This window comes from Polyangium jinanense (assembly GCF_028435365.1).
Map to the genome: position 1 here is coordinate 452,746 of NZ_JAGTJJ010000001.1, position 26,270 is coordinate 479,015.

Below are 26,270 nucleotides of genomic sequence, written 5' to 3' on the forward strand. Positions count from 1 at the left end.
TCAGTCCTTTGGCACGCGCAAGCTCGCTTCCCAGCCGCTCGCCCGCGGCTCTTCGGGATCGAGAAAGACACGCTCGCCGACGTCGTACGCGAACCACCCGTTGACCTGGCAAAGATGTGAGAGCACGGGCACGGGGTTGCCGCCGCCCACGACCTCGACCTCGACACGATCCACGACGTCGCCGGCCGGCAAGGCGAGCCACATCGTGTATTCGCCCTCGTCGAAGATAGCCCGGGACGGATCCGACCAGTCGACGTCGCAAAGCAGCGCCGAGATCGACTCCCGGACGTAGGCAGGCGAGCCCATGGGCCTCGGCCGAAAGCCTCGTACGAGCTTGCTCGGCGGCGGGTGACCGTCGAAATTGAACAAGACGACGCGCCAGCTCACCTTTCGATGGGTAGCATTTGCCACCACGACCACCAAGGCGAGGTGAGGTGCGCATGTCGCTCGATCGGAGCAGCGAGGTCAGGCGGGACGAAGGCAATGGTGAGGGCCGAGAAGCGCGCGGGGAGCAGGATGGCGTGCGGGTTCATCCGCCCGGAGTGTCGTGCGAGGTCGGGCCCGTGATGCAGGCGCTCTGCGACCTGCCGCCGGCGAGCATGCCGGAGTCCGTCCTTTCGCTCGAAGAGCTCTCCGACTTGCACTCGTCACGCGAGTTCATCCAGCTCTTGCGCTCGAAGAACGTGGACGCCCGACGCATCAAGGCGGCCGTCGATTACGAGAACGAGCTGGAGAAGCTGCAGGTCGAGCTCGTGAAGATGCAGCGCTGGGTGCAGGAGGAGGGCAGGCGGATCGCGGTCGTGTTCGAGGGGCGCGACGCGGCGGGCAAAGGCGGCACGATCAGGCGTTTCACGGAGTACCTGAACCCGCGGGCGATGCGCGTGGTGGCGCTGCCCAAGCCGACGGACGAGGAGACGGGGCAATGGTATTTCCAGCGCTACATGCGCCAGCTCCCGAACCGCGGCGAGATCGTGTTCTTCGACCGGAGCTGGTACAACCGCGCCGTCGTCGAGCCCGTGAACGGTTTTTGCACGCAGGAGCAATACGAGCGCTTCATGCGCCAGGTGCCGGAGTTCGAGCACATGCTCGTCGAGGACGGCGTGGTGCTCGTGAAGTTCTGGTTCTCGATCTCGAAGGAGATCCAGAGCGCGCGCATCGAAGCACGCCGAAAAAACCCGCTCAAGCAATGGAAGCTCTCGCCCCTCGACGGGAAAGCCGAGGCGCTCTGGGACAGCTACACGCGGTACAAGGAGAGCATGTTTGGCCGGACGCACACGAGCTTCAGCCCGTGGATCATCGTGCAGGCCAACAACAAGCGGAAGGCGCGGCTCGAGAGCATCCGGCACGTGCTGTCGATCCTCGAGTACAGGGGCAAGAAGGACGCGGGCATCTCGCTCGTCCCCGACCCGAACGTCGTGATGCGCTTCCACCGCGCCGCCCCCAAGGTCGACTGATCCGGCGTCCGTAGGGTCCACCACCTACGTCCCCTGCAGGTTCGTCATCAGGAATTTCACCGATGCGATGCCGAGGGGGCCGCCTGATCGCAAACCCAGCGAATTCACGTCTGGAAGTACCTGGCCCAGCGCTTGCTCTATCTCTACGCGAGCGCCTGCTCCGGTCCCCCCCCCCGCCGTCGAGTAGGCGCTCTTTTTTTGTCCGCTGCCAGCCGAGACGCCGCAGCGCGAGCCCGTGGACGCCCTTCCCGGCTGTCCGCTCGCGCCTCCGTCCGTGCCGCAGCCAAAGGCCTGCCTGAGCCGCCTGACCCGCGCGTCCGGCCGGCCCTCGCGTGCGCCTCGTGGGCGTCCGCAGCCAGCTCCGGTCCTGCATGGTTGTCGGCTCGTGGTTGCAGGGTTGAAGGGCTGAGGGGGCCTGGTTGCGTTAACCCCTCGAAATCAGGTCAGGAAGTACCTGGCCCAGAGGTTGCTCTATCTCTACGCGAGCGCCTGCTCCGGTCCCCCCCCCCGCCGTCGAGTAGGCGCTCTTTTTTTGCCTTCGCGTCAGAATGGTAACCCGAAGCACAGCGTCGCGCATTGCGTTGGACGCAGGTTGTCTGGGTAAACGACGCGCCGCGTGCGAAGCGCGTATCGCGGCGATCGCGCAAGGCGCTGCGCTCTTCGAGCCGCGCGAGCCTCAAAAAGCCGCGGAAAAGGGCCCGTTCGTCGCGGGAGCGGTTCTTGCTCAGTGGGAGCCGCAAACGAACATGGTCCCAAGTACCAAGCACGAAGGCTCCTCGTACCCCCGCCGCGCCGCCATCCTCGCCGCCCTCGTGGCCTCGATGGCCCTCTTGCCGGGGTGCAACGGTCGGGAGCTGGAGCGCCTCCTCGAGGCCCTCGTCCTCCTCGCCATCGTCCTCGTCGTCGTGCACCTCGTCGTCTGGGGCGCGATGGTCTTCGTCATCGTGAAGAACCTCGTGCACCTCGGGCGCGGCAAGCCGAGCCTCGGCTGGGGCGCGACGTCGATCGCGATGGGCGCGGTCACCGGCCTGCCCGCGATCGTCACGGGCGTGGAGACTTTTCACCCGACGGCGCTGGGCTCCCTCCTGCTCTCGGGCGCGCTTTGCTTCCTCGGCTACAAGAACGTCGCCGGCGCGCGTGACCTCGCCCGCTGGCGCAAGCTCGGCGACGACGACAACCACGAACCGTCCTGATTCAGATCGACGCGCCCTCGGCTTCGAGCACGCGGCCCCGGATGGCCACGCGTGAGCGGGGCAGGATCTCCAGCACGACAGGCTCGCCGCCGCGGCATCTGTCGAAGAACCGGCCGCGCGTCACGAACTTCTCGCCGCCCACGGTGACGTACGTGATCGTCTCGCCGTACGCATTGCCGGTGCTCGAAATGTCCTCGATCTTGCCGGTGATCGCCCGCTTCTCGCCCGCGGCGAGGTCCGCGGTGATGCGGGACACGAGGCGATAGCCGAAATACCAGACGAGCAGGCCGATCGCGATCACGAAGGCGATCCCGAGGCCGGCCAGGGCGGGCCCATTGCCCCCGCGCACGCTCACGACCAGTTTCAGAAGGAAAACGGCGGTCGCGATCGCAACGATGGTCGCGAACCGGTTCGCCACCGAGCGCCGGCTCGCGAGCTGGGTCGAGACCAGGACGCGGTCCTCGGCGGTGAGCGGGATGCGGGCATCCGTCATGAAAGGACGATCGCAGAGGCGCGGGCGAAAGAAAAGCCCTCGCCGCGCCTCTGCGATCGGAGCGCCTCAGGGGCGCGGCGGCCAGGCCATGTCGAGCGAATCGACAGACTCGCCGGGCGCCTGCAGCGTGTGGAACGGCGCGGGCGCCGACAGCGGCATCGGCTCTCCCCCACGCGCGCTGCTGCCCTGCGGCAGCCATTGCAGGCTCAGGTGAATGTGGTGGTGGTGGTACGGCCACCCCGAGCCATACGCGAGCCGGCTCGAGAACGAGCTGAGCTCGGACTGGCTGATCTTCCGGCGATCCCCGGCAGGGAGCGCGGCGAGCGCTTGCGCGGTCTGGCGGAGCAGGGGCGCGAGGACCGTGTCCGTGCCGATCACGCGCGTGCGCGGCGAAGCAAAGAGCTTGGCCATGAAATAGGCCTGGCGGGGCAGATCGACGATGTGCTTCTGCGCCGCGGCGGACGTGCAATACCCGTCGGCGTGGTTCGCGCCGTCGTTGCACACGATCTCGGCGTCGTTCGAGCCGTCGGTCTGGAAGTACGAGATGTCGATGTTGCCGCCCTGATCATGCGTGCTCTGCGGATGGCGCGGGTCGCCGATGTCGTAGCCCGGCGTGACGCCGTCCATCTGGCAGATGTCGATGAGCGAGAGCGGCTTCGTGCCCGGGAACGCCTTCTGCGTCTCGGCGAGGGCGTGGCGCACGAGCATGACGAGCTCGCGCCGGGCAAAGCGGTAGTTGGAATACGAGGCAAAGTCGTACCCGTCCCCGACGACGGAATCGGAAGGATCCGGGAAGGGGAACGGGATCAGGCCGCTGCCGCCGCTGCCGCGCCCATCGCAATCGGCGAGGGAAAAACCGGCGCCCGTGCAGGTCTGGCCGTCCACGTAAGAGTAATGATTGACGTGCAGGCTGTACGTGTTCGTCGCGCCCGCATGCCCGAGGACGCGGACGTAATACACCGCGCCGCCGTCCTCGGAATAAAAGCCATAATATTCGCTGTTCGTCTCCTGGCCGCGCCACGTGTAGGGGTACTCGGCGCCGTTGCGGGAGCCGAGCAAGTGTCCCTGCGCATCATACGCCACGAGATCCAGATCCCCGGCCGCGTGATTCATCTCGATGCCGACACGCGCGATGGTGCGCGCGGGCACGACGACACGATACCAGTCTTCATCGCCCTTGGTAATGGAGAGGTTGTTCGTGACGCCGAGCGGCGCTTGCTGGGCGGTCGCGCTCGCATCGTTCGGCTCGAGATCCCCACTGCCAACCCGCAAGGAGCCCGGCGCCTCGGGCTGGCCATCCCCGAAGGCGGAGAGGAGCGCCTCGTCGGTCACCTCGGCGGACGCGGCGCCCTCGGAATCGGCCGACGTTTCGGCCTCGGACGCGGTGGGATCCGCCGCGTCGTCGATTCCGGTCTCGCCCTGTTCTCCCTGACAACCATACGCCACGGCGGCGAGAGCCATGGCGACGAAGTAAGACCATTCACGGCGTGCAATCATTTGTCTTCCATCCGGTTGAAGTTCCCCCCCGGATGGAGCCGAACGTGATTCGAGCGTGCAGCCCGATCAAGCTTGAACGAGCGTTTGCCCGCGAATAAATGGGAGCATTGGCCGATTTTCCGGCCTCGGGCGCAAAACTCGCCGCGTGAAACACGCAAGAACGTCGGCAGCGCTACCGACGCTCGCCAATGCCCCAGAGGCTCCAGCTGTCGCGGAGGTAGATGCGGCCATCGCCCACGCTGATGGCCGGCTCGTTGAGCACGCGGTCGAGGACGCGAGGGCGGAAAGCGCGGCAAGGGGCCGGCAAGGTCCACCGCCAGAGCCGGGTGAACGGCTCTTCGAGGCGCTCGACGAAAAGGCCCTCGGGGCTCGACCAGGCAATGGCGTGCTCGTCGACGGCGACGATCGCCGGCATTTCGGTCGACCAGAGCTCGAACGAGAGGCGCCCGCTCCACGGATCGAAGGGCGAGCCGGGCCAGCCCGTGCCGAGCGACGAGGCGCCCCGCGGCGCGCCCGTCTCGACGTCGAACCGGTACAGATGCGCGGCCGTGCCCTCGACGCCCACGGCCGCGAGCACGCCCCCGCCCGGTCCGCCCATCGAGACGACGTCCCCGGGCACCTGCGCCTCCCAGCGGACGATCCCCGTCTCGGCGTCGAGCGCGGCGATCCGCGAGGGCGCGCGGACGGGCCGCTGCGCGAGCAAGCCGCGGAGGAGCGATTGGAGGGCCTCTCCCATGAGCGCCGGCTCCTCGGCGAGCGCTTCGAGCAGCTCCTCGTCGCAAGCGATCTTGCGCGCGGCGTCCTCGGCCACGCGGGCCGATCGATCCAGAAGGAAAAACATGCCCGCGCCGGCCCCGGCGACGGTGCGGCTGCGGGCGCCGAGCGACCAGAGGACCTCGCCATCCTTGGCCGATCTCGCGACGAGCGTCCCCCGATCGTCGGTCCCGCGCACGGGCGCGGTCACGCCGAGCACGACGTCCGCGGTGGTGGTGAGCATGGCCTCCTCGCTGCCCCAGCGAAGGCCTCGCGTGAAGGAGCGGCATTCGGTGCGGTAAAACCGGACCTGGCGGTAGAGCCACGAAATCAGGTAATGATCGTCGGCCGCGCGGGCGAGGGGCATCAAGAAGAGCTTGCAGCCCGCGTCGCTCGCGAGGATGCGCATGTCGTTGCCGCGGGCCTCCTCCTCGGCGCCGGGCGAATCGACGAGGCCGATGGCCCCGGCGGGGCTGACGTCATAGACCTTGAGCGAGGTGTCTTTCTGGTAGACCGGCACGAGCGCGCGGCCGTCGTTCCAGGGGATTGGCAGCCCCGTGTAGGCGTCGGTGGTTTCGAGCGGGACGTGGAGCGTGTAAATGGTGCGTCCGGTCGCGGCGTCGACGCATACGGCGGAGGCGTCGTCGCCCGCGAGGAGGACGCCCTCCTCGGTCACGACGGGCCGCTCGAGGAAGCCCGACCAGGGGCGCGGGGCCTGGCTCGAAAAGAGCAGTTCCGGTTCGGTGAGAGGCAGGCGCGGCATGCTCAGGGCTCCCCGAAGGCAATTCCCTGCGACAGGGGCAGGTCCATGCCCCAGTTGAGGGTGTTGGTTTGTCGTCGCATGTAGGCTTTCCAGGCATCGGAGCCGCTCTCGCGTCCGCCGCCCGTGTCTTTTTCGCCGCCGAACGCGCCGCCGATCTCCGCGCCGCTCGTGCCGATGTTGACGTTCGCGATCCCGCAATCGCTGCCGGCGTGGGAGAGGAAGGCCTCGGCCTCGATGAGGTGGTGCGTGAAGATCGAGCCGGAGAGGCCTTGCGGGACGGCGTTGTGGAGCGTGATCGCCTCGCGCATCTCGCGCATGAGCGTCGCGTGATCGCTCGGCCGTGAGGCGCCGCCGTATTCGATGACGTAGAGGATCGGCGCGAACGTCTCCTCCTGCACGATGCGATACTCGTTTTTCGCCGCGGCGATGCAAGGCTCGACGTAATGCCCGCCGGGGAACGCGGGGCCGACCTGCGGCGCGCCGCCGTAGAGCACCTCGCCGCCCTCCTCTTTCAGCCGTGCGAGGGCCGATTGCATGGCGGCGACGGCGTCGTGGCTGACGAGGGGCCCCATGAGCGTGCCGGGCTCGCGTGGATCGCCGATCTTGATGGAGGCGTACGCGCGAACGAGCCGCGCGACGAGCTCGTCCCGGACCGAGCGGTGCACGAGAATGCGCCGGGTCGAGGTGCAACGTTGCCCGGCGGTGCCGACCGCGCCGAAAAGGATGGCCCGCGTGGCGAGGTCGAGGTCGGCATGACTCGTCACGAGGAGCGCATTGTTGCCGCCGAGCTCCAGCAAGGTGCGGCCGAGGCGCCGGCCGACGACCTCGGCGACGCGCCGGCCCATGCGGGTGCTGCCCGTGGCCGAGACGAGCGGCAATCGTGCATCGGCGAGCATGGGCTCTCCGACGTCCTCGACGCTGCCGAAGGCGAGGGAGAAGATGGCCGGATCAACGCCGCTCTCGCGGCAGACGCGCGCCGCGATGTTCGTGGTGGCAATGGCCGTGAGCGGGGTCTTCGGCGAGGGCTTCCAGACCGTGGTGTCGCCAGAGACGGCCGCGATCGCCGCATTCCAGCTCCACACGGCCACGGGGAAATTGAAGGCGGTGATCACGCCGATGACGCCGAGCGGATGCCATTGCTCGTACATGCGATGCCGCGGCCGCTCGCTGTGCATGGTGAGGCCGTGGAGCTGGCGCGACAGGCCGCAGGCGAAATCGCAGACGTCGACCATCTCCTGCACCTCGCCCTCGCCCTCGGCCGTGATCTTGCCCATCTCCAGGGTGACGAGGGCGCCGAGGTCCTTCTTGCGCGCGCGCAGGGCGTCGCCGAGCCTGCGCACGACCTCGCCGCGCTTCGGCGCCGGCACCTCGCGCCACGTACGGAAGGCGGACTCGGCGCGGGCGACGATGTGCTCGTATTCGCCACGGTGGATCGGGCGCACGGAGGCGATCCGCGAGCCGTCGATCGGGGTGATCACGTCGATGGGCTTGCCTTCGCCGAGCCAGTGCTCGCCGTCGAAGCCGCCGAAATTCTCGTCGCGCGCGAGACCGAGCCGGGAGAGCAGTTCATGCATCAGGGAGCTCCACGTGCGAGTGTCCGATCATCCCGGCACGAAAGGGAAGATCTCGGCGAACCTTGGTGCCCCACGGGAGCGACCGTACGAACCCGACGGCTCACTCGAAGGGCAGGATCCCGCGGTCCAGCATCGAGCAGTAGTCGCCCGTGCTCGAAACGATCACGTGATCGAGCAGGGGTACGCCCACGACGTTGCTGGCCTCGGCGACCTTGCGGGTCATGGCCACGTCGGCGTCCGAGGGCGTGGGGTCGCCGCTCGGGTGGTTGTGCACGAGGATCAGGGCCGCCGCGGTGTCCTGGAGGGCGACACGCAGGACGTCGCGCGAGGTGATGCCGAGCCCGTGCACGCCGCCCTGGGCGACGCGGCGCGCGCTGCGCAGGCCGTTGCGGCCGTCGAGCGAGATCACCCAGAGCTCTTCGTACTCGCGCCAGGCGAGGCGGCTCGTGAACCACGCGGCCACGGTGGCGGAGTTGCAGACCGCGGGGCGCGGCCGGATCGAGCGCATGAGCGAGCGCCGTCCGATCTCGAGCCCGGCCAGGAGGCGCAGGGCCTTGGCGGTGCCCACGCCGGGGATCTCGGCGATCGCCGACGGCCCGAGGCGCCCGAGCCCTTCGAGCCCGCCGACCCGATCGAGCAGCTCGTTCGCGAGGCGAAAGACGGAGCAGCCGACGAGCCCGGTGCCGAGCACGATGGCGAGCAGATCGGCGTCCGAGAGCATCAAGATCCCCTCTTCGAGCGCGCGCTCGCGGGGGCCGCGTGGCCCGAGCGGCATCGGCTCGAAGAGGGTTTCACTGGCCGTCGCCAGTTCGAGCATCGCGTCCATGCCCCGGCTGGAGCAGGATCCAGGCCGCGCGGTTCTTCGCGGCAATGGGAGGGCTCAGGGGGTGGCGAAACGAAACATCCGCCTGGCGGCCGCCAGGGGGTGGGGGGGTCCGTCAGCGCGTGGAATCGTCCGCTTTCGCGCTTCGGCGTTTCTTCGAAGGCCGGTCCCTCCACTGTGCGAGGGGCGCGAGCAGCCTCTCCGCGAGCTCCGCCGTGGCGGGCTCGTTCTCCCGTACGTGCGCCGCGACGCGCAGCACGTAACTCCGCAGGGCATCGATCGCCTCGCTCTGGGCCTTGCCCAAGCTGGGCGGATCGGACGCGGGCCGGGGCTTCGTGATCCCGAGTGCCTCTCCGTACGCTGTGTGTGCGAAGGTGAGCTCGTCGAGGAAAGGCTTCCCTCCGAGCTTTTCGATCACGACGTCGAGCCCTTTCTCCTTGAGGATTCGCATTCGCGTCTCGGCCTCCTGCCACTCGTCGGCGGCGCGCAGCCTGAGGAAGCCGAGTCCCTGGCCGAAGAGGGTGTCGTGCACCATCGCGGCGTCCGCGGCCACGGGATGACGCTCCGTCGGCAATCGCTTGAAGGAAAGGAGCCAATCCGAAAGCGCGCCGAACGCATTGTCCTCGATGCGATCGACGACGCTGACGACCGGCGGCGCCTCGCCCTCCGCGACCACACGCTTGCCGAGCTCGACCTGGAGGGTCTCGTGCAGGGCGGAGAGCGTCGTGCGATCGTCGGCAATGGGGGCGGGGAGCATCGGCTCACGGAAGGCCGTCTCGAGGAGCTCGGCGAGGAGGCGAGCGGTGGAGACGGCGGTCATGCGAGGCAAGGAGACGAGCTGGATGGGCGAGAACGAGCGAGGCATCCGGATTCCTCCTCCCGGTCAGAGCCGGGGGACGTGTGGGGTGCAGCGGAGGGTGGGACGGACGCCGGGCTGGCGTAGTCATGACGGAAACGTGCGTGGGTGCTGGAAGGGTGCCGGGCGTTGAGGTGCGGGAGGTCCAGGGGAGGACTGGAACCGATACGCGTTGAGGTTCGGGGCGTGGGGGGGAGGATCGGAACCGATACGCGTTGAGGTTCCGGTCGTGGGGGGGAGGACTGGAACCGATACGCGTTGAGGTTTCGGTCGTGGGGGGGAGGACCGGAACCGATACGCGTTGAGGTTTCGGTCGTGGGGGGGAGGACCGGAAGTGATACGCGTTGAGGTTCCGGTCGTGGGGGGGAGGGCCGGAACCGATACGCGTTGAGGTTCGGGGCGTGGATCCCTCACTCCACCCGAACAACCGCCTCTTCCGGCAAACTCGCCGCGAACGCATCCCGCGCCGTCCGCACCTTCTCCGCGTCGCGCCCATCGAACGTCAGCTTCGTCCGATATTCGACCGCGCTCCACCGCGGATACGAGCCGACCTCCACGTCCGGGTGCTCCGAGACCACGCGGTCCAGCATCGGCTTGATCGTCCCCTCGTCGAGCGTCGTGAACACCGCGTGCGAGATGAACGGCTTGTCCGCGCCGAGCTCCTCCGCGATCAGCGGGATCTTCGCCTGGAAGATCTCCGGCACGCCCGGCAGGATCCACACGTTGTTCATCACCACCGTCGGCCACGGCATCGACTTCGACGCGGCGAGGCGCGCGCCATGCGGCATGCGCGCCATCAAGAGGTGCCCCTCGGTCAGCTTCTCGCCGTAGTAGGTCCGCAGCATCGACTCCATCGACGGCTCGCTCACGACGTGCGTGCCAAACGCCCGCGCCACCCCGTCGATCGTGACGTCGTCGTGCGTCGGGCCGACACCACCCGAGGTGAAGAGCCAGTCGTGCGTTTTCGACAGCGTCCGCACTTCCTCGGCGATGACGTCGATCTCGTCGAGCACCATCACCACGCGCCGAAGGACCACGCCGAGCGAACGCAGGGCCCGCGCGAGCACGACCACGTTCGCGTCCGCGATCTTGCCGCTGAGCAACTCGTTGCCGATGATGAGCGCCGCCGCCGTTCGCACGGAAAATGCTCCTAGCTCTCGAACTCGCGCACGATGGGCTTGCCCTGCGCGTCGACGCCGAGGAGCTCCTCGACCCGACGCTCGGCCCGGTCGAGCCGCTCCTTCGCCGCACGCGCAAGGCGAACGCCCTCCTCGAAGAGCGCGAGCGATCGCTCGAGCGGGAGCTCCCCGCCTTCGAGCTCCTCCACGATCGCGGAGAGCCTCCGCGTCGACTCCTCGAACGAGAGCGCAGACACCTGCTCCGGTCCGGTAGGCTTGGTCATCGAAGCCGTCTCTTGGCTCATGGCGACCCAGCGTCCCCCGGGATGGCCTCGGGCGCAAGCGTGAGCGCGGCCGGGCCGTCCGGCAGGCCCGGGACGAGCACCACGCCGTCCGGATCCGCCACGATCGGCACAGCCACGCCGTCGGAGCGAACGAGCCGCGCCGCGCGTCCCTGAATCGACGGGAGCGCCGAAGGCGCGTTCGCCACGAGCGAGATCCACGCAACCGGGCCGCCCGTCACGGCCAGCGTCGGGAGAAGCGTGCGGCCGGACAAGGCCGCACGCGCGAGAGCACGGACCTGGTCGTCCGGATCGAAGTCGCGCGCAAGCTCGAGCGTCGCCGCGCGCAGGGGCTCGCGACGCGCGGAGAGGGCTCGCACGACCGCGCGGCGCACGGTCGGATCGTCCTCGAAGCGGTAGGCATTTGCGAGCAACGACGTCGCGTCCGGCTCGGGGTCGAGCGCGAGGCCGAGCGCCGTGTGCGCGCGGATGACCGGGTCGGTGCCCGCGAGCAGGCGCTTGATGCGGGCGCGGATCGCCTCGTCGTCGCGGCTCGGCAAGGCGCGCGCGGCGAGCGGCGCGAGCGGGCTCTCCCCTTCGGCCCAGCGCGCGAGCAGCGCCGTCGACAGGCCCGTGCCGCTCGGATCGGCGAGGAGCGCGACGCCCGCCGCGACCTCGATCGCCGAAGGTGCGTCCCCCTTGCCCGCCGCCTTCGCGCCGAGCACGCGCGAGAGCTCCGCCGGCGCCTCGTCCTTGCCGGTGGCCGCGCGCGCGAGCGAGGCGCGCGCCACGGCGGCCACGAGGGCCACGTCGCACGGGCGTTTCTCGGGGCAAGCCGCGTCGAGCGCGGCGCGCACGCTCGTGCGGCCCGTCGCGACCCGGCCGAAGACGCTCACCGCGCGGTCGGCCGGCTCCTTCTCGTTCGCCATCGCGTCGAGCGCTTCCCCGAGGCCGCTCGGCTCGTCCCCGAGCACGAGCGCGCGCACGAGCGCCGCACGCGTGATCAGCCGGCGCGGCGCGCCCTTCTTCGCCGACGTGCTCCCGAGCGCCCGTTCGAGGGCCGCGCGCGCCTCCTTGCCCGGCATCCGTGCCAGCGCGAACGCCGCGGCCGTCGCATGCTCGGGCTTGCCGAGCTGCGCGAGCAGCGCCGCCGCGGCCTCCGGCCCGCCCGCGCGACCGATCGCCGCGATGGCTTGCTCCCGATCGTCGCCGTCGAGCGCATCGAGCGCCGCGACGAGTGGTTTGACGAGCGCCGGCGAGGGCGCGGTGAGCGCGAGGCGCACGCCGTCGACGCGCGTCGGGCCTGCTGCGAGCAGCGCCGTGATCGCCTCGGCCGCGCCGTCCACGCCGAGCCGCGCGAGCACCTCGGCGCCTGCGCGCTTTTGCTTCACGTCGTCGCTCTTCACCCACGAGCGGGCCGCGACCTGCGCGCTCGTATCGCCGAGCCGCGCGAGCGCGAGCGCCGCGGCCGCGCGAAAGCCCGGATCCGTGTCCTCGAGGGCCTGCCGCAGCCGCGGGATCGCCCGCACATCACCGAGGTCGCCGAGCAGCGCGGCGAGGGCTGGCTCGATCCGGCGACGCCCTTCGAGCAGCGGAGCGATCGACACCGGCGGGTACACCACGAGCGCCGCGGACGCCGCCTCTCCGCCCGGCCCGCCTTGAAGCACCGCGCTCACGAGCGCCGACGTGGCCTTCTTGTCGCGGCTCCTCGCGAGCGCGAGCGCCGCGGCCCCGCGCGCGAGCCCTCCGTGTGACACGGCGCGCGCCTCGGGTCCGCCTTCGGTCAGCTCACGGATGAGCAGCGGCCGCACCGCCTCGCGATCGGCGTGCGCCGCGAGGATCCGCACGCCTTCGAGCCGCGTGCGCCCGTCGCGCGAAAGGAGCGACGACTGCTCGAACGCGTTCGTCAGGGCGTCGATCGCCTCGGGCGTCCCGATCGCGCCGAGCCTGCGCACGCCGCGCAGCCGCTCCTCGACCGACCCCGCCGCGAGCAGCCGCTCGGCCACGGGTACGCCGAACAGACCACGCAGCGTCCCTCGGCTCGGAGCGGACAGCTCGCCGTAGTCGTCGTCGGCTTCGGCCCTGCGCGCCACGCCCACCGCGATCCCTTGCGCGCTCGCCGCCACGGGCACGAGCGAAGACGCGGCGAAGGAGAGCGCGAAGGAGAGCGCGGTAAAAGCCCGGGAGCAGCGCGACATCGAGGCGCCACTATCGACGAGGGATGCCGGGTTGTCACGCCTCATCCTCCAGCGCGTCGAACCGTTCGGTTGTTCGGGGGTGAATCCTTCGATAGCTCGCCAGGCCCCAAATGACGCCCCGCGTACGATTCCGTATCGACAGAACGAAACGAAATTGCTGGTCGGCCCGGCGGGCAGCAACTACGTTACGTCACTCTTCGGGGGGGCCGAGGAGGAAAACAGCACCGATGTTGTCCGTGCGCCATCTGGAGAAATTCGTCACGGCCTCCGCGAATCGGGCCTGGTCGGTGATGCAAACGCTGAACACGCTCGGCCCGGAGCCCGTGCCGTTCAAGCCTCGATGGAGCGATCGCCCCATCCCGCGCGGCAAGGAGCGGACGAAGCCGCCGCTCGGCTGGCCTCGGATGACGGACAGCTTGTGCCCCACGTGCGTCAAGGAGGCGCGCGCGGAGATCCTGCGCGGCGACGCGGACTGGACGAAGCTCGTCACGGAGAGCCCCGGCGAGATCAAGGCGCACATCGTCGAGCGCGACGGCCAGATCCGGATGGAGAAGGAGTGCCCGAAGCACGGGCGCGTGAGCGACGTCCTCTCGATCGATCCGAAATTCCTCGAGCGGATCGAGAGCCTCTTCCAGGGTCGCGACGTGGTGATGACGCCCGACCGTATCCACCAGCATGGATCGAGCTCCATCAAGTACGGCCGCGGCTCGGTGCTCACGGTCGATCTCACGAATCGCTGCAACATGATGTGCGATCCGTGTTTCATGGACGCGAATCAGGTCGGCTACGTGCACGAGCTCTCCTGGGAGGAGATCACGCAGATCCTCGACGACGCAGCCGACGTGCGGCCGCGGCGGCAGATGTCGATCCAGTTCTCCGGCGGCGAGCCCACGCTCTCGCCCCATTTCCTCGACGCGATCCGCTACGCCCGCAAGAAGGGTTATTTCGCCGTGCAATGCGCGACGAATGGCCTGCGCTTCGCCCAGGAGCCCGGCTTCGCCCAGCAATGCAAAGAGGCGGGCCTGCGGATGGCCTATCTCCAGTTCGACGGGGTCACGAACGAGGCGAACAGCCACCGCAAAATCGCGAACCTCTACGACGTGAAGCTCCGGGCGATCGAGGAGCTCGCGGCGGCGGGCATCGACGTCATCCTCGTCGTGACGGTCGTCAATGGCGTGAACAACGACATGGTCGGTCCGATCATCCAGTTCGCGATCGAGAACGCCGACAAGGTCACGGTCGTGAGCTTCCAGCCGGTGAGCTTCACCGGCCGCGACGAGGACATCTCCGACGAGCTGCGCGAAAAGCAACGGTACACGCTGAGCCATCTGGCGCGCGACGTGGCGGCGCAGACCGGCGTCACCGAGCCCTTGCGCGATTGGTTCCCGCTCTCGGCGCTCTCGCCGTTCGGCGACGTCGTCGATCTGCTCGACGGCCCGGACAAGGATTTCGGCCAGCTCAATTGCGGATGTCACCCGAATTGCGGCATCGGCACCGTGCTCTTCGTCAACAAGAAGACGAAGCAGATGGTCCCCTTGCTCGAGTTCCTCGACATGGAAGGCATCCTGCGGGATTTCCGGACGATCTTCGACGCGGGCCGGGGCTCGAAATGGACGAAGGCGCAGGTGCTCACGAGCATCCTCCGCCATTACAAGCCGGAAATGGCGCCGCCCGGGTTCGACGTGAAGACGCTCGTGAAGCAGTTCATGAGCCAGACGGGCGCCGCGCACGCGGGCGAGAACGACGCGAAGGACTACGAGTGGCGGGTGCTCTTCGTCGCCGGCATGTGGTTCCAGGACCTTTTCAATTACGATTTCCGCCGGACGGAGATGTGCATCATCCCCTACGGCACGCAGATGGGCGAGATCAGCTTCTGCGCCTACAACACGGGCGTCGGCTGGCGCAACGTGCTCGAAAAGATCAAGGCGAACGCCACGGTCGCCGAGTGGTACCGCAAATACGGTAGGCACCCGATCTACGCAAAGAACAAGGACCTGCCCCTGCCCGAATTCGAGAACGCCCTCACCGTGAAGGAGCACGATCTCGCCAAGCAGGAGCGGAAGAAGGCCGTCCGCTTGCCGATCGTGCCGTCCTAGTGTCCTGAGATGTCGACGCCGCTGCGCTGGGGCGTTGCCCCAGGCCCCAGCAGGGGCTGTCCGCCCCTGCACCCGGACCAGCCAGGGGCTGGACCCAGGACGATGAACTGCGCGGTGCGCAGTTCATCGCGCAGGCCCGGTCGAGACGGGCGACAGCAGCGCTGACGTCTCGACGGGCGGGGCGATCCCAGCGGCCTGTTGGAAGAACTGCGCATCGCGCAGTTCTTCCACCCCGAGTCCAGGGCTTGCCCTGGTTCGGGTCGAGGGGCGAATAGCCCCCGCGGGGCCCGGGGCAGCGCCCCGGCGCGACGCCTCGCGATGAGACCCATGCTCAGCCCTCGCGGGAGAACGGCTCGCTCACGTAGACTTCTTCGCAGCGAACCACGCCTCGGCCTGCGCGAGCGTCTGAAACACGCCCGCCCCGTCATCGGCGGCGCTGTACGTGACGAGCGTGGCGAGCCCGTGTTGCCGCGGCGTCGAGACGAGCCACGCCGTCCGGATCTGCCGCCGCCGGAGGAGCTTCTGGCACGTGCCGAGGCCGACGCGCGCCATCACCGTGAAATCCGTGAGCCCGCGGATGTCCAGAAGCACGAACTTCGTGGTCGTCTGGTTCGCGAGCGCCTCCACGGTCTTCGCCGTGAGCTCCTCCGCGATCAGATCCCCGAGCGCACCGCCGATCTCGATCGTGACCCGATCGGGCGAAGTCGTCGTGAAGTGGAAGCGGTGTTGCGCCATCGAGGCAGACCACCCAGCATCCTACGGGACACCTCGCCCGTCAACCACCTTACTTCATCGACCCCAACGGATTCTTCCCTCCCAGGATTATTCCGTCCAAGGGCCACTCACATCACTCGGGCTCGGGGCAGCCGTCGTCGTCGTCCTTGCCGTCCTCGTCTTCCTTGGTCTTGGGGCACTTGTCTTCGTTGTCGGGCACGCCGTCGTCGTCGTTGTCGCCGTCGGGGCAGCCGTCTTGGTCCTCGAAGCCGTCCTTGTCCTCGGCGAGCTCGCGGCACTGGTCGGCCTCGTCCGGCACGCCGTCCTCGTCGACGTCGCGCACGCGCGGCGCCCAGCCGATGCCCAGCATGACGCGCAAGGGCCCCGTGCCGATGCCGCCGAAGAACCCGCGCGACGCGCCGGCGAGGATCGAAAAATCCCCGAGCTGCGCCCGCGCCCCGACCGCGGCCTCGAACGCGGTGAGGGTGCGGTTCTGGGTGGGCACCATGGGGTAGACCGGCACGTGCCCGTTCGTCTCGACGAACACGGTGAAGCGCCCAGCTTCGTCGATGCCGAGGGCTTGCGGTCGGAAGGAGAGGCCGAAGGAGAACGGGAGCTCGTGTCCGATGCGCTGGCGGCAGCCGTAGGGGCGGTCGGTGACGGGGACGTGCGCGCAGGCGAAATTCTCGGTCTCCGCGCGAAGCTTGACGCCCGCGGCGAGGTGGAAGCCGAGGACGAGGAGGCGGTACTCGGCGAGCAGGCGCGTGGTGCTGGTGATGGCGCCTTCGCCGAGGAAGGAGCCCCGATCGCCGGTGGGGACGGTGAACCGCTCGTGGAGGCCGAGGGCAAACCCGCCGAGGTCGCCGCCGGTGGGTTTTACGATCACGAGCTTGCCGGTGAACGCGAGGTCGCCGAGGGCCTGCTCGGGGATGTTCGTCGGTCCGAGCGTAGCGATCGAGTCGAAGTCGGGGGGGTTGCCCTTCTGGTACAGGGCGAAGGGCAGGTTGACGCCGAAGGAAAGGCGGCCGAGGGCGCCGATGTTGGCGACGAGGTCGCCGGTGAGCTGATGGGTCAGGACGTCGAACGCGTGCTCGTTCGTCACGGGATCGCGAAGCGTGATTGATTTGTACGCATACGATCCGTAGACGGCGACGTTCCAGTCGCCGTGCGCCGGCGTGGAGACGGGTTCGAGGAAGAGGCCCGCGGCGGGATCGGTGGAAGGACGGTACCCGCGCAGATCAAGCGAGGGCACGGGATCAGGCTCGATGGCCGCGGCCGAACGCGCCACGAGGGACGCGGCGAGCGCGAGGCCCGTGGCAAGTCGCGAAGAGAAGAAAGGCATGACGCGGGCGTAGGTTAGCCCAGGTGAAACCTCGGGGAAAAGGGGGCGATGTTGGTCCCCGGGGTTCTTCGCCCCAAACGGATCACCGATACATCCGGTCGATCCGCGTCTCCGGCGACCGCGGATCCAGGAGCACGAGCACGAGGTAGAAGACCCACTCCGCCGGCTTCATGAAGAGGTACACGACGTCCGAGACCCACGCTGGGCGGAGGTAGTTGCACACGGGCCGGGCGAGGAGGTCGTACGTGCGTCGTGCCAAACGACCGAACCGGGGCCAGCGCTCGTGGAGCAGGTCCTCGAACGCGTTCGCCACCGCGAGCTGCCGGTTCACGACGATCGGCACGCCGCCGCGCCGGCCCATGCGGAGCGGGCGCACGAGCCAGGAATGGCCGCGCGCGGCCACGGTGCAGAGGTAATGGCAATCGCCGGGGAGCAACTCCACCGGGAGCCGCGAGAGCGTGTAGTCGCACGTCCGCGTGAAGACCTGGAGCGCGCCCGCCGCATGGCCCAGCCAAACCGCCTGGAGGACCGCGTGCACGCCGAGCACGACCGGAGACAGGGCGAGGGCGCGGAGGAGCGTCGGGTGGTGGATCCTCTCCGGGAGGAAGGTTTGCTCCGGGCCTTCGCGATACACGGCGAGCGGCTTTCCGATCGCCCGCGCGTCCGCGCCGCGCAGGCGCAGGCGGTGGCGAAGCTCCGCGCCGTAGAGGATCACGGTCAGGACCGGGGACAAACAGGGCAAGAAGGCCGGCGGGAACACCACGCCAATGAGCACCCATTTGCCGAAATGCACCGCGAGCAGCACGTGGATGGCCATTCCCGCGAGCATGCCCGCGTGCACGAGAAGCTCGGCCATCGGCGGGTGCAACGCCGCGCGCCTGCGCCGCGAGACCACGTACGCGAGCGCCGTCACGAGGTGAAACGCGAGCAGGCCAAAGACCTCGGGCTCGGCGAGCGGGCGGAAAACCTCGCCGCTCGCCTCGCACTCGATCACCTGGCACGTCGCGTTGACGATGTGGTTGTAGAGCAGCCCCCACGCGGGGAGGATGCCGAGGACGAGGACATCCGCCCACGCCAGAGCCGCGCCCCGCCCGTGCGTTCGGGTGCGACGGTAGAGCCTGATGACGGCCCAGATCCCGATGCCGACGGCCGCGATCCCGAAGCAGATGAACGCGAGGCCGCGGGCTCCCGTGGCAAGCGCGACGAGAGCCGCGACGGTCGGCGAGACGTACCCGATGACGAGCAACATCACGAGCGCGGCGTCCGCGAGTCGGCTGTGCGTGGAGGGCGTCGGTTCGGGCGCCGCGAGCGTAGCCTCGGGCGGCGCGAAGGGGACCATCTCGGGGCTCGGCGGGGCCCTGTCTTCGGCCGGCGCCTCGGGCTCCTCGTCGCGTTCGTGTTCCTCGGAATCCATGCGCTCTCCGCGACCCATCGTACCTCGTGCCCTGCGAGCTGACACGCGGATCCTACCCACGCCTACATGCGCGGCCCCGGGGGACGCTCGCCAAACGTTCGCCTTCCCGAGCGAATCATGCGAAGAGTCGAAGCCATGGACGTCATCCGGATTCGCGGTGGAAAGCAGCTTCAGGGCAAGATCCGCGTGAGCGGCGCGAAGAACGCGGCGCTGCCGATCCTGTGCGCGACGCTCCTCTCGGACGGCGAGAGCATCCTGCGCAACGTGCCGGCCCTCAAGGACATCGAGACCACGGGCGAGCTTTTGCGCGTGCTCGGCCGCAACGTGATGGTCGACCCGCCGCTTGTGCGCGTCGCCGGCGGCCCCGAGGCGAACCCCGAGGCCCCCTACGAGCTCGTCAAGCAGATGCGCGCCAGCGTGCTCGTGCTCGGGCCCCTCGTCGCGCGGTACGGCCGCGCCAAGGTCAGCCTCCCCGGCGGATGCCAGATCGGCTCGCGCCCCGTCGATCAGCACCTGAAGGGCCTCGAAGCGCTCGGCGCGACGATCCGCCTCTCGAACGGCTACATCCACGCCGAGTGCAAGCGGCTGAAGGGCGCCGAGGTCGTCTTCGACATGCCCACCGTGACGGGCACCGAGAACATCATGATGGCCGCCGCGCTCGCGAAGGGACGCACCACGCTGGTCAACTGCGCCCGCGAGCCGGAGGTCGAGGAGCTCGGCCGCGTGCTCAACAAGATGGGCGCGCGCGTCGACGGCGCGGGCACCGACGTCATCCACATCGAGGGGCGCGACGAGCTCGATCCGTTCGATCACGCGATCATCTCGGATCGCATCGAGACGGGGACGTACATGGTCGCGGCGGCCGCGGCGGGCGGCGACGTGCTGCTCGAGAACGCGCCGCTCGAGGACCTCGAAGCCGTGGTGTCGAAGCTCCGCGCGACGGGCGTGGAGGTCGGGCGCGAGGGCGACTGCGTGCGCATCCGCCGCGACCCCGATCGGCCGCTGCGCCCCGTGGACGTGATGACCGCGCCGCACCCGGGCTTCCCCACGGACATGCAAGCGCAGTTCATGGTGCTCATGTGCCTGGCGCGCGGGACGTCGCGGATCGTCGAGACGATCTTCGAGAACCGGTTCATGCACGTGCCGGAGCTGCGCCGCATGGGCGCGGAGATCGACACCGACGGGCACACGGCGCACGTGCACGGCGGCCGCCCGCTGTCGGGCGCGAAGGTGATGGCCACGGATCTGCGCGCGAGCGCGTCGCTCGTCATCGCGGGCCTGCTCGCGACGGAGGGCGAGACGGAGGTCTTGCGCGTCTATCACCTCGATCGCGGCTACGAGTACATGGAGCGCAAGCTCGCGCAGCTCGGGGCCGATACGGTGCGGATGAAGGGGCAGCCGGGGTGAACGAGGGTCCGCTCTCGATCGCCGTCCCGAAAGGCCGCATCCTCAAGGCGCTCGCGCCCCTGTTTTCCCGCGCGGGCCTCGACGTGGGCCCGCTCGTCGCCGACGATCGGCGGCTCGTGCGCGACGACGCGGCGGGCCGCCTCCGATACGTGTTCCTGAAGCCCGACGACGTGCCAACGTACGTGGAGTACGGCGCGGTCGACCTCGGCATCGCCGGGCGGGATACGCTGCTCGAAAAGAAGGCGGACCTCTACACGCCACTCGACCTCGGCATCGGCCGCTGCCGCCTCGCGGTGGCCGGGCCGCGGGGCAAACGGGCGCCGGACGTGCCACGCGTGGCCACGAAATACCCGCGCGTCACGGCGGAGTTTTTCGCGAAAAAGGGGATTCAGGCCGAGGTGATCCCCGTCTCCGGCTCGGTGGAGCTCGCGCCGCTCGTGGGTTTGTCGGACCTGATCGTCGACGTGGTCGAGACGGGAAAAACCCTCGAAGAGAATGACCTCGAGGTGATCGAGACGGTGGCCGAGGTGAGCACGATGCTCATCGCGAACCGCGCGGCGTACAAGCTCCGCGCGGCGGAGATACGACCGCTTTGTGAGGCCATCGGCAAGGCCGTGGCGGAGTCCGCGCCTGCCTGATCCGGCATTGACCTCGCTCTCGAAGCCGGCCTAGGATCGCCGCGAAAGCGAGGAATCCATCATGAAGATGCGCGGAACGATGCGCTTCGCGGCGCTCGGCCTGCTCACGGGCGGAATGGTGTTCGCCTGCGGAGGCGGCAGCGGCACGGCCCCCACGGGCACGAACGCGGGCGGCTCCGGGGGCACGGGCGGCGGGAATACCGGCGGCGGCGGCACGGGCGGGGACGCGGGGTCGGGCGGTGACGTATTCACGGACGCCGGGTGCCCGCCGGCGCTGATCTGCGGAGACACGTGCTGCCCCACGGGCGAGACGTGCGTGCTCGGGACCACGTGCGCCCGCGAGCAGCCGGCTTGCGTGACGAACGACGATTGCTTGTTCGATAGTTACTGCAACGCGGGGCAGTGCATTCCTTACGGGATTCCGGGCGCGCAGGAGAACGATCCGAGCTGCACGAGCCCCGTCGAGATCGGTGCCATCGTGCCGTCCGAGCAATGCCGCTGGACGGGGCCGCCCGACGGGGACGCGCATCCGGACAGCTTCCAAGTGATGGCCACGCCCATCGTCGTCGATTTCGATTTCGATAGCGATCCCACGACGCTCTCGCCGTCCATCGTCTTCAGCTCGTTCCCCACGACGGGGAGCTACTCGAATCCGGGCGTGCTGCGCGTCATCAGCGGGAAGGATTGCTCGCAGCAATGGAGCTTCGCCGACGCGGCCGACGCGACCATGGCGCCCGCGTCGGTGGCCGCCGGGGACCTCGACGGCGACGGGCGCGCGGAGATCGTCGCGGCGCGCCACGGCGGCGGTGTCATCGCGTTCCGTTTCGATCCCGCGGCGAACAAGTTCTCCCAGCTCTGGCGCTCCGGCACCTGCCCCGGAGGCTCCGGCCCGCCGACCACGTTCGATACGACGGGCGGCAATGACAAATGGAGCGGTCCGTCGATTCACGACCTCGACGACGACGGCAAACCCGAGATCATTTACGGCGCCGCGGTCTACCGCGCCGATGGGTGCATGGCCTCGACGAGCCTCGGCTTCCCGGCGTACAGCAAAGGCTACGTGCCCGTCGTCGCCGACGTCGACGAGGACGGGAAGATGGAGCTCGTCCTCGGCAATGGCATTCATCAATGGGATGCCGCGACCGGCGACTGGGTCGCGGAGGCGTACTTCACGCCGGGCAACCTCGCCGCCGGTCAGGTCGCCATCGCCGAGCTCGGGAGCTTCCCGCTCGACGCGTTCGGCGGGCAGGATCGCGCCGAGGTCGTGGTCGTGTCGGGCGGGACCATCCGCGTGCAGACGCTCGCCGGTACCGTCGTCTTCGGGCCGGTCACGATTCCAGGCGGCGGAACCGGTGGTCCCCCCACGATCGCCGATTTCGATGGGGATGGCCGTCGCGAATTCGCGAGCGCGGGCGGCACGCAGTACGTCGTGTTCGATTTCGACTGCCTCGCGGGCGGCGACCCCGCGAAATGCGGAGGCCAGTCCCCGGGGACGGGCATCCTCTGGAGCCAGCCCTCGAAGGACGCGAGCTCCAACGTGACCGGGTCGAGCGTCTTCGATTTCGATTACGACGGCAAAGCCGAGGCGGTCTACGCGGACGAGTGTTTCCTCCGGGTCTACGACGGCACGACGGGCACCGTCATCTACAGCGTCGCGCGGTCGTCGGGGACGACGTACGAGAATCCGGTGATCGTCGACGTGGACGGCGATTACCACACCGAAATCGTCACGGCCGTGAACAACTATGCGGGCAACCTCGGCTGCCCGGCCACGGATCCGCTCTTCCCGAACGCGACGTTCAGCCAGAACCACGGCATCCTGGTCCTGCGCGACGAGCAGGAGCGCTGGGCAGCTTCGCGGCCGGTGTGGAACCAGCACGCCTATGCCGTCACGCACGTCGGCAATCACGGTGAGATCCCCAAATCGTCGAGCGTGGCGCTCAACTGGAAAGATCCCGCGCTCAACAATTTCCGCCAGAACGTGCAGGGCGACCTCGAAGCGCTCGGGCAGCCCGATCTCACGGCCGGCGGCGATGTCGGCGCGGTGAAATGCGTCGGGACCCTCGCGACGATCGAGGCTCGGGTATGCAACCGCGGCACGCTCCCGATGGTCAGCGGCACCGAGGTCACCTTTTATGACGGCTCGGCCGAGGGGCCCGCGCTGTGCACGGCCGCGATCCCGGTCGCGCTCGGCGTCTCGGAGTGCACGATCGTGAGTTGCCAGGCCGATCTCGGGGGCAAGAGGCTCGACATCTACGTCCGCGTCGACCCGCAAACGCAGACGCTCGAGTGCCACGAGAAGAACAACGACGCGCTTTATACCGGCGTCGAGTGCGGCGCCGTGCCGAACTGACGCCCTCCCCTCGATTTCCATGTATCATCCCTCCCTGGAGGTGATGATGCACGCCCCCCGCATTTCCTCGAAGGAGAGACCCCTCGCCGCCCTCGCTTGTCTCCTCTCGACCCTCGGCGCCGCGGGGACCGCCTCGGCCACGGGCATGCAGGGCCATATCTACATGGCCCAGTGCGCCGCCGAGCAGGTCACGGATACGCGTCTGCGCGCCGTGTTCGACGCGCACCTGAACGACCTCTCGAACGGCGCCTTCTTCCCCGACTCCGGCTACACAGCCGAAGACCACGATCAAGGCGAAATTCCGCACTGGGAGCAATACGTCCAGGGCTACGTCGAGCTCATCCGCAGCCGATACGGCGACAAACCCCTCGAGAATCCGGACGCCGCGGCGCACGTGGCGTTCTTGATGGGCCTCGCCGCCCACGGGATCACGGATTCGACATTCGATTCGCTCCTCTACGAGCGCGCGGATCAGGTCGATCCCGGGGACATGGATACCTTCGACATGGCGATGGACATCTTCCTCGTCCACGACCATCCGCGATATTACCTGCCCGAGATCGCCGTCGACACGCAGACGCAAAGCGAAATCTTCGAGCAGAAGATCGCCCACCCCGTCACGCCCGACGCCATCAAGAAGGCCATGTCGACGGCCAGGTCCGGTATCTTCCTGGTCGCACAATACCTCTACATCGGCGCCGACGATTACGGGAAGAGGTTCCCCTGGGCCAGGCAAAGCCTGCGTGATCCGCGGACGCCCGGCGGATATCCGTTCGGCGCCCGGGTCACGAAGGGTTATTACCGCGAGATCCTCCGCCGCCTCGATGGCAATTCGTCCGCCGATGGCGTCGTCATCGGCGCCTATCCGGACGAGGCCTATCCGCTCGTCACGCTCGACAACACGCGGCCCGATGGTCGAATCGTGCTGTTCTTCGGCGAGGGAATGGACCGGGCCACGATCGACGACGCGGTCGTGACCGTGCGCGACGACGCGGGGTCCGTGGTCCCGACGAAGGTCAGCGTGTATCGCGGGGACAAGTGGGCGAACGTCGTCCTGGTCACGGCGCAAGAGCCCTGGAAAGCGGCCACGAAATACACCGCGTCCCTGCACAAATCGATCAAGACGCTCACCGGCGTCTCCCCGACCGAGGATCTCGTCTTTCCGTTCACGACCTGCACGCCGGATTCCCCGGGCGGCGATTGCGCGGTGCCGGTAGGCCCACCGCCCGCCTCGCCGTGCCCGAAGCTCGACGACGCGTACACGACGCGGCCCGAGACGGTGCCTCCGGAAGAGGAAATCCCGCCTCCGCCGACGAACGTCAATCCCGTCGCGGAGGAAAGCGGCTGCACGGCCGCGCCGGCGCGCCGCGAGACGAACGCCGGGTCGCTTCTCGCGCTCGCAGGCGCGTGCGTGGCGCTCGTCGCGCGGCGGCGCGGCCGTCGCTTCTGATCAGCCGCACATCCCGTTCGGCAAGCACCGCTCGCCGACAGCGCATTGCGTGCCGCCGCAGGTGCATTGCCCGTTGCCCCCGCACGTGCCCGCCGATCCGGCATTACAATCGGCGTCCGCGTCGCAGCGGCACGTGGGCGCCTGCGGGGCCATGCCGCCGCAAACGAAGCCTGTGGGGCATTCGCGGCCGCAAGCGCCGCAGTTCGCGGCGTCGGTGTACGGGTTGACGCAGCCCGCCGGGCTCTGGCAGCAGAGCATGTTCGCGCCGCACGCGGCGCCGCCATTGCACGAGCACCCCACAGCCCCGCAGACCTCGCCCGCCGCGCAGGTCGTCAAGAGGCAGGCACAGAGCCCCGTGCCGCCGTTGCACGTGCCGCCCCCGCCACACTCGTTGTTCGTGTTGCAGCCGCAGAACTTCTGCGTGAGGGGGCCGCGGTCGCAATCGAGCGTGCCGCTGCAATCATTGCCGCAGCCGCCGCAGTTCGTGTCGTTCTGCTGGGTGTTGAGCTCGCAGCCGTCGTCATTGCCCATCGCGGGCATGTCGCAGTTCGCAAACCCGAGATCACACGACGAATCGCACACGCCCGCCGCGCAGCTCTTCGAGGCGACGTTCGTCCCGGAGCACGCGCGGCCGCAGGCGCCGCAATGGTCGACGCTCGTCGCCGTGTTCGTCTCGCAGCCGTCGTCCGCCGCGGGCGCCATGGGCTTCGTGCAATCGCCGGAGCCGGCATTACACGTGGGCACGCACGCGCCGGCCGTGCACACGGTGGCCGACGCGTTCGCGTTCGAGCAAGCATGGCCGCACGCGCCGCAATGCATCACGTCGGTCTGCGTGTTCACCTCGCAGCCATCCGACGGGTCGTTATTACAATCGGCCGTCCCCGCCGCACACTCGATACCACACATGCCGTTCGTGCAGGCCGCGAGCGCGCCGCCGGGACAGACGTTGCTACACGCGCCGCAGTTCATCGGGTCGTTCTGGAGGTTCACCTCGCAGCCCGTCGCGCCCATCATGTCGCAATCGGCAAACCCGCCGTCACATGCGCCGAGCGTGCACGCGCCCATGTCGCACGTCTCGGCTGCGTTCGCGAGGTCGCACACGTCGCCGCAGAAATTGCAATCGAGCAGCGTGCCGAGCGTGGTCTCGCAGCCGTCGGCGTTGTCCATGTTGCAATCGGCTGTGCCCGGTTCGCAGGGGTTCGGCTCGCAACCGCCATTGGTGCAGGTCTCGAAGACGGTGCAGGCCGAGTCACAACCGCCACAATGCTGCGGATCAGACTCGGTGTTCGTCTCGCAGCCGGTCTCCGCCATCATGTCGCAATCGGCGAACCCCGGCGTGCACGGGCCGACACCGCACATGCTCGCCGCGCACGTGGGCATAGCGTTCGGCGCCGTGCAGACCGTGCCGCAGGCGCCGCAGTTGTTCGGATCGGTGGCCGTATCCGATTCGCACCCGCTCGTCGCGAGGCCGTCGCAATCGGAGAACCCCGCGTTGCACGTGCCCACGGCGCAGGCGCCGCTGACGCAGGCGGCCGTCGCATGGGGGACGTTGCACGGCGTGCACCCGGTGCCGCAGCCGAACGCCGGATCGTCGGCGGAGACGCACGTGTCATTGCAGCTCACCTGGCCGGTCGGGCACGGAGACGAGCCGCCATTGCCGCCGCTGCCCCCCGTCGGTTCGAACTGGTCGAAATTCTGGGTACAGCTCGCGACGCCCAGACCCGCGAGGGCAAGGGCCATGAGGGCAGACAAAACACCGAACCGCATCGACGCCTCCGTCGGGAAAGCCGCGACCTAAGTCACGATTATCCCGGGATCCACCGAGATTTCAATTCCTTTGTCGATGCGCGGCG

Annotated in this window: 21 protein-coding genes; 7 read left to right on the plus strand and 14 right to left on the minus strand. The window is 68.8% G+C overall.

All coding sequences use genetic code 11. The features are described 5' to 3' along the window. Positions 1 to 387 (minus strand): hypothetical protein, encoded by a 387-nt coding sequence (locus KEG57_RS01830; protein WP_272418376.1) that lies wholly within the window; start codon positions 385 to 387, stop codon positions 1 to 3. Between the two features lie 53 nt (positions 388 to 440). Between KEG57_RS01830 and ppk2 the strand changes: the two genes are divergently transcribed. Continuing rightward, positions 441 to 1,454 (plus strand): polyphosphate kinase 2, encoded by a 1,014-nt coding sequence (gene ppk2 / locus KEG57_RS01835; protein WP_272418375.1) that lies wholly within the window; start codon positions 441 to 443, stop codon positions 1,452 to 1,454. A gap of 746 nt (positions 1,455 to 2,200) precedes the next feature. Beyond that, positions 2,201 to 2,647 carry a hypothetical protein gene (locus tag KEG57_RS01840; RefSeq protein WP_272418374.1) on the plus strand — a complete coding sequence of 149 codons (447 nt, stop codon included), beginning with the start codon at positions 2,201 to 2,203 and terminating at the stop codon, positions 2,645 to 2,647. Position 2,648: 1 nt separating this feature from the next. Here KEG57_RS01840 and KEG57_RS01845 read toward each other — a convergent pair whose 3' ends face one another. From KEG57_RS01845 to KEG57_RS01885, 9 genes are all read right to left on the minus strand, one after another. Further along, a complete protein-coding gene (locus tag KEG57_RS01845; protein WP_272418373.1) occupies positions 2,649 to 3,140 on the minus strand; it encodes a hypothetical protein in 492 nt (163 codons plus the stop codon). 66 nt (positions 3,141 to 3,206) lie between these two features. Then, complete coding sequence (locus KEG57_RS01850) at positions 3,207 to 4,637, minus strand: PPC domain-containing protein (protein WP_272458035.1); 1,431 nt, start codon at positions 4,635 to 4,637, stop codon at positions 3,207 to 3,209. Positions 4,638 to 4,809: 172 nt separating this feature from the next. Continuing rightward, positions 4,810 to 6,153: a PQQ-binding-like beta-propeller repeat protein gene (locus tag KEG57_RS01855; protein WP_272458036.1), complete on the minus strand. Its 1,344-nt coding sequence runs from the start codon at positions 6,151 to 6,153 to the stop codon at positions 4,810 to 4,812. Between the two features lie 2 nt (positions 6,154 to 6,155). Next, positions 6,156 to 7,727, minus strand: a complete 1,572-nt coding sequence (gene amaB / locus KEG57_RS01860; protein WP_272418370.1) for an L-piperidine-6-carboxylate dehydrogenase — start codon at positions 7,725 to 7,727, stop codon at positions 6,156 to 6,158. 100 nt (positions 7,728 to 7,827) lie between these two features. Next, positions 7,828 to 8,553: a RadC family protein gene (gene radC / locus KEG57_RS01865; RefSeq protein ID WP_272458038.1), complete on the minus strand. Its 726-nt coding sequence runs from the start codon at positions 8,551 to 8,553 to the stop codon at positions 7,828 to 7,830. A gap of 112 nt (positions 8,554 to 8,665) precedes the next feature. Beyond that, positions 8,666 to 9,415: a hypothetical protein gene (locus tag KEG57_RS01870; RefSeq protein WP_272458040.1), complete on the minus strand. Its 750-nt coding sequence runs from the start codon at positions 9,413 to 9,415 to the stop codon at positions 8,666 to 8,668. A gap of 401 nt (positions 9,416 to 9,816) precedes the next feature. After that, on the minus strand, positions 9,817 to 10,545 hold the full coding sequence (locus KEG57_RS01875) for a competence/damage-inducible protein A (protein ID WP_272418367.1): 729 nt from the start codon (positions 10,543 to 10,545) through the stop codon (positions 9,817 to 9,819). An 11-nt stretch (positions 10,546 to 10,556) separates the two neighbouring features. Further along, positions 10,557 to 10,808, minus strand: a complete 252-nt coding sequence (xseB, locus tag KEG57_RS01880; RefSeq protein ID WP_272418366.1) for an exodeoxyribonuclease VII small subunit — start codon at positions 10,806 to 10,808, stop codon at positions 10,557 to 10,559. 17 nt (positions 10,809 to 10,825) lie between these two features. Beyond that, positions 10,826 to 13,003: a HEAT repeat domain-containing protein gene (locus KEG57_RS01885; RefSeq protein ID WP_272458041.1), complete on the minus strand. Its 2,178-nt coding sequence runs from the start codon at positions 13,001 to 13,003 to the stop codon at positions 10,826 to 10,828. Between the two features lie 227 nt (positions 13,004 to 13,230). On the opposite strand from KEG57_RS01885, the gene KEG57_RS01890 reads away from it, so the two are divergent. Next, positions 13,231 to 15,099 (plus strand): radical SAM protein, encoded by a 1,869-nt coding sequence (locus tag KEG57_RS01890; protein ID WP_272458043.1) that lies wholly within the window; start codon positions 13,231 to 13,233, stop codon positions 15,097 to 15,099. Between the two features lie 357 nt (positions 15,100 to 15,456). Here the strand turns inward: KEG57_RS01890 and KEG57_RS01895 are convergent, their stop codons facing one another. The 3 genes from KEG57_RS01895 to KEG57_RS01905 form a co-directional block, all read right to left on the minus strand. Next, complete coding sequence (locus tag KEG57_RS01895) at positions 15,457 to 15,834, minus strand: hypothetical protein (RefSeq protein ID WP_272418363.1); 378 nt, start codon at positions 15,832 to 15,834, stop codon at positions 15,457 to 15,459. A 112-nt stretch (positions 15,835 to 15,946) separates the two neighbouring features. Further along, complete coding sequence (locus KEG57_RS01900; protein ID WP_272418362.1) at positions 15,947 to 17,155, minus strand: hypothetical protein; 1,209 nt, start codon at positions 17,153 to 17,155, stop codon at positions 15,947 to 15,949. Between the two features lie 82 nt (positions 17,156 to 17,237). Continuing rightward, positions 17,238 to 18,569, minus strand: a complete 1,332-nt coding sequence (locus tag KEG57_RS01905) for a DUF6688 domain-containing protein (protein WP_272418361.1) — start codon at positions 18,567 to 18,569, stop codon at positions 17,238 to 17,240. 117 nt (positions 18,570 to 18,686) lie between these two features. Here KEG57_RS01905 and murA point away from each other — a divergent pair, with 117 nt between their 5' ends. The 4 genes from murA to KEG57_RS01925 all read left to right on the plus strand — a co-directional run bounded on the left by murA (position 18,687) and on the right by KEG57_RS01925 (position 24,417). Next, positions 18,687 to 19,976 carry a UDP-N-acetylglucosamine 1-carboxyvinyltransferase gene (murA, locus tag KEG57_RS01910; protein WP_276072239.1) on the plus strand — a complete coding sequence of 430 codons (1,290 nt, stop codon included), beginning with the start codon at positions 18,687 to 18,689 and terminating at the stop codon, positions 19,974 to 19,976. Further along, positions 19,973 to 20,614, plus strand: coding sequence for an ATP phosphoribosyltransferase (gene hisG / locus KEG57_RS01915; protein WP_272418360.1), 642 nt, complete (start codon positions 19,973 to 19,975; stop codon positions 20,612 to 20,614). The genes murA and hisG overlap by 4 nt, the downstream gene beginning before the upstream one ends. A 61-nt stretch (positions 20,615 to 20,675) precedes the next feature. Beyond that, positions 20,676 to 22,967 (plus strand): FG-GAP repeat domain-containing protein, encoded by a 2,292-nt coding sequence (locus KEG57_RS01920; protein ID WP_272418359.1) that lies wholly within the window; start codon positions 20,676 to 20,678, stop codon positions 22,965 to 22,967. A gap of 19 nt (positions 22,968 to 22,986) precedes the next feature. Continuing rightward, positions 22,987 to 24,417 carry an Ig-like domain-containing protein gene (locus KEG57_RS01925; RefSeq protein ID WP_272418358.1) on the plus strand — a complete coding sequence of 477 codons (1,431 nt, stop codon included), beginning with the start codon at positions 22,987 to 22,989 and terminating at the stop codon, positions 24,415 to 24,417. Here KEG57_RS01925 and KEG57_RS01930 read toward each other — a convergent pair whose 3' ends face one another. After that, on the minus strand, positions 24,418 to 26,157 hold the full coding sequence (locus tag KEG57_RS01930) for a hypothetical protein (protein ID WP_272418357.1): 1,740 nt from the start codon (positions 26,155 to 26,157) through the stop codon (positions 24,418 to 24,420). Positions 26,158 to 26,270 lie beyond the last annotated feature (113 nt).

What these genes read in the sequence shown, in the direction of transcription:
- ppk2 (WP_272418375.1), top strand. Translation starts at nt 441, where the DNA reads ATGTCGCTCGATCGGAGCAGCGAGGTCAGGCGGGACGAAGGCAATGGT.
- KEG57_RS01840 (WP_272418374.1), top strand. Translation starts at nt 2,201, where the DNA reads ATGGTCCCAAGTACCAAGCACGAAGGCTCCTCGTACCCCCGCCGCGCC.
- KEG57_RS01845 (WP_272418373.1), bottom strand. Translation starts at nt 3,140, where the DNA reads ATGACGGATGCCCGCATCCCGCTCACCGCCGAGGACCGCGTCCTGGTC.
- KEG57_RS01850 (WP_272458035.1), bottom strand. Translation starts at nt 4,637, where the DNA reads ATGATTGCACGCCGTGAATGGTCTTACTTCGTCGCCATGGCTCTCGCC.
- KEG57_RS01855 (WP_272458036.1), bottom strand. Translation starts at nt 6,153, where the DNA reads ATGCCGCGCCTGCCTCTCACCGAACCGGAACTGCTCTTTTCGAGCCAG.
- amaB (WP_272418370.1), bottom strand. Translation starts at nt 7,727, where the DNA reads ATGCATGAACTGCTCTCCCGGCTCGGTCTCGCGCGCGACGAGAATTTC.
- radC (WP_272458038.1), bottom strand. Translation starts at nt 8,553, where the DNA reads ATGGACGCGATGCTCGAACTGGCGACGGCCAGTGAAACCCTCTTCGAG.
- KEG57_RS01870 (WP_272458040.1), bottom strand. Translation starts at nt 9,415, where the DNA reads ATGCCTCGCTCGTTCTCGCCCATCCAGCTCGTCTCCTTGCCTCGCATG.
- xseB (WP_272418366.1), bottom strand. Translation starts at nt 10,808, where the DNA reads ATGACCAAGCCTACCGGACCGGAGCAGGTGTCTGCGCTCTCGTTCGAG.
- KEG57_RS01885 (WP_272458041.1), bottom strand. Translation starts at nt 13,003, where the DNA reads ATGTCGCGCTGCTCCCGGGCTTTTACCGCGCTCTCCTTCGCGCTCTCC.
- KEG57_RS01890 (WP_272458043.1), top strand. Translation starts at nt 13,231, where the DNA reads ATGTTGTCCGTGCGCCATCTGGAGAAATTCGTCACGGCCTCCGCGAAT.
- KEG57_RS01895 (WP_272418363.1), bottom strand. Translation starts at nt 15,834, where the DNA reads ATGGCGCAACACCGCTTCCACTTCACGACGACTTCGCCCGATCGGGTC.
- KEG57_RS01900 (WP_272418362.1), bottom strand. Translation starts at nt 17,155, where the DNA reads ATGCCTTTCTTCTCTTCGCGACTTGCCACGGGCCTCGCGCTCGCCGCG.
- KEG57_RS01905 (WP_272418361.1), bottom strand. Translation starts at nt 18,569, where the DNA reads ATGGATTCCGAGGAACACGAACGCGACGAGGAGCCCGAGGCGCCGGCC.
- murA (WP_276072239.1), top strand. Translation starts at nt 18,687, where the DNA reads ATGCGAAGAGTCGAAGCCATGGACGTCATCCGGATTCGCGGTGGAAAG.
- KEG57_RS01920 (WP_272418359.1), top strand. Translation starts at nt 20,676, where the DNA reads ATGAAGATGCGCGGAACGATGCGCTTCGCGGCGCTCGGCCTGCTCACG.
- KEG57_RS01925 (WP_272418358.1), top strand. Translation starts at nt 22,987, where the DNA reads ATGTATCATCCCTCCCTGGAGGTGATGATGCACGCCCCCCGCATTTCC.
- KEG57_RS01930 (WP_272418357.1), bottom strand. Translation starts at nt 26,157, where the DNA reads ATGGCCCTTGCCCTCGCGGGTCTGGGCGTCGCGAGCTGTACCCAGAAT.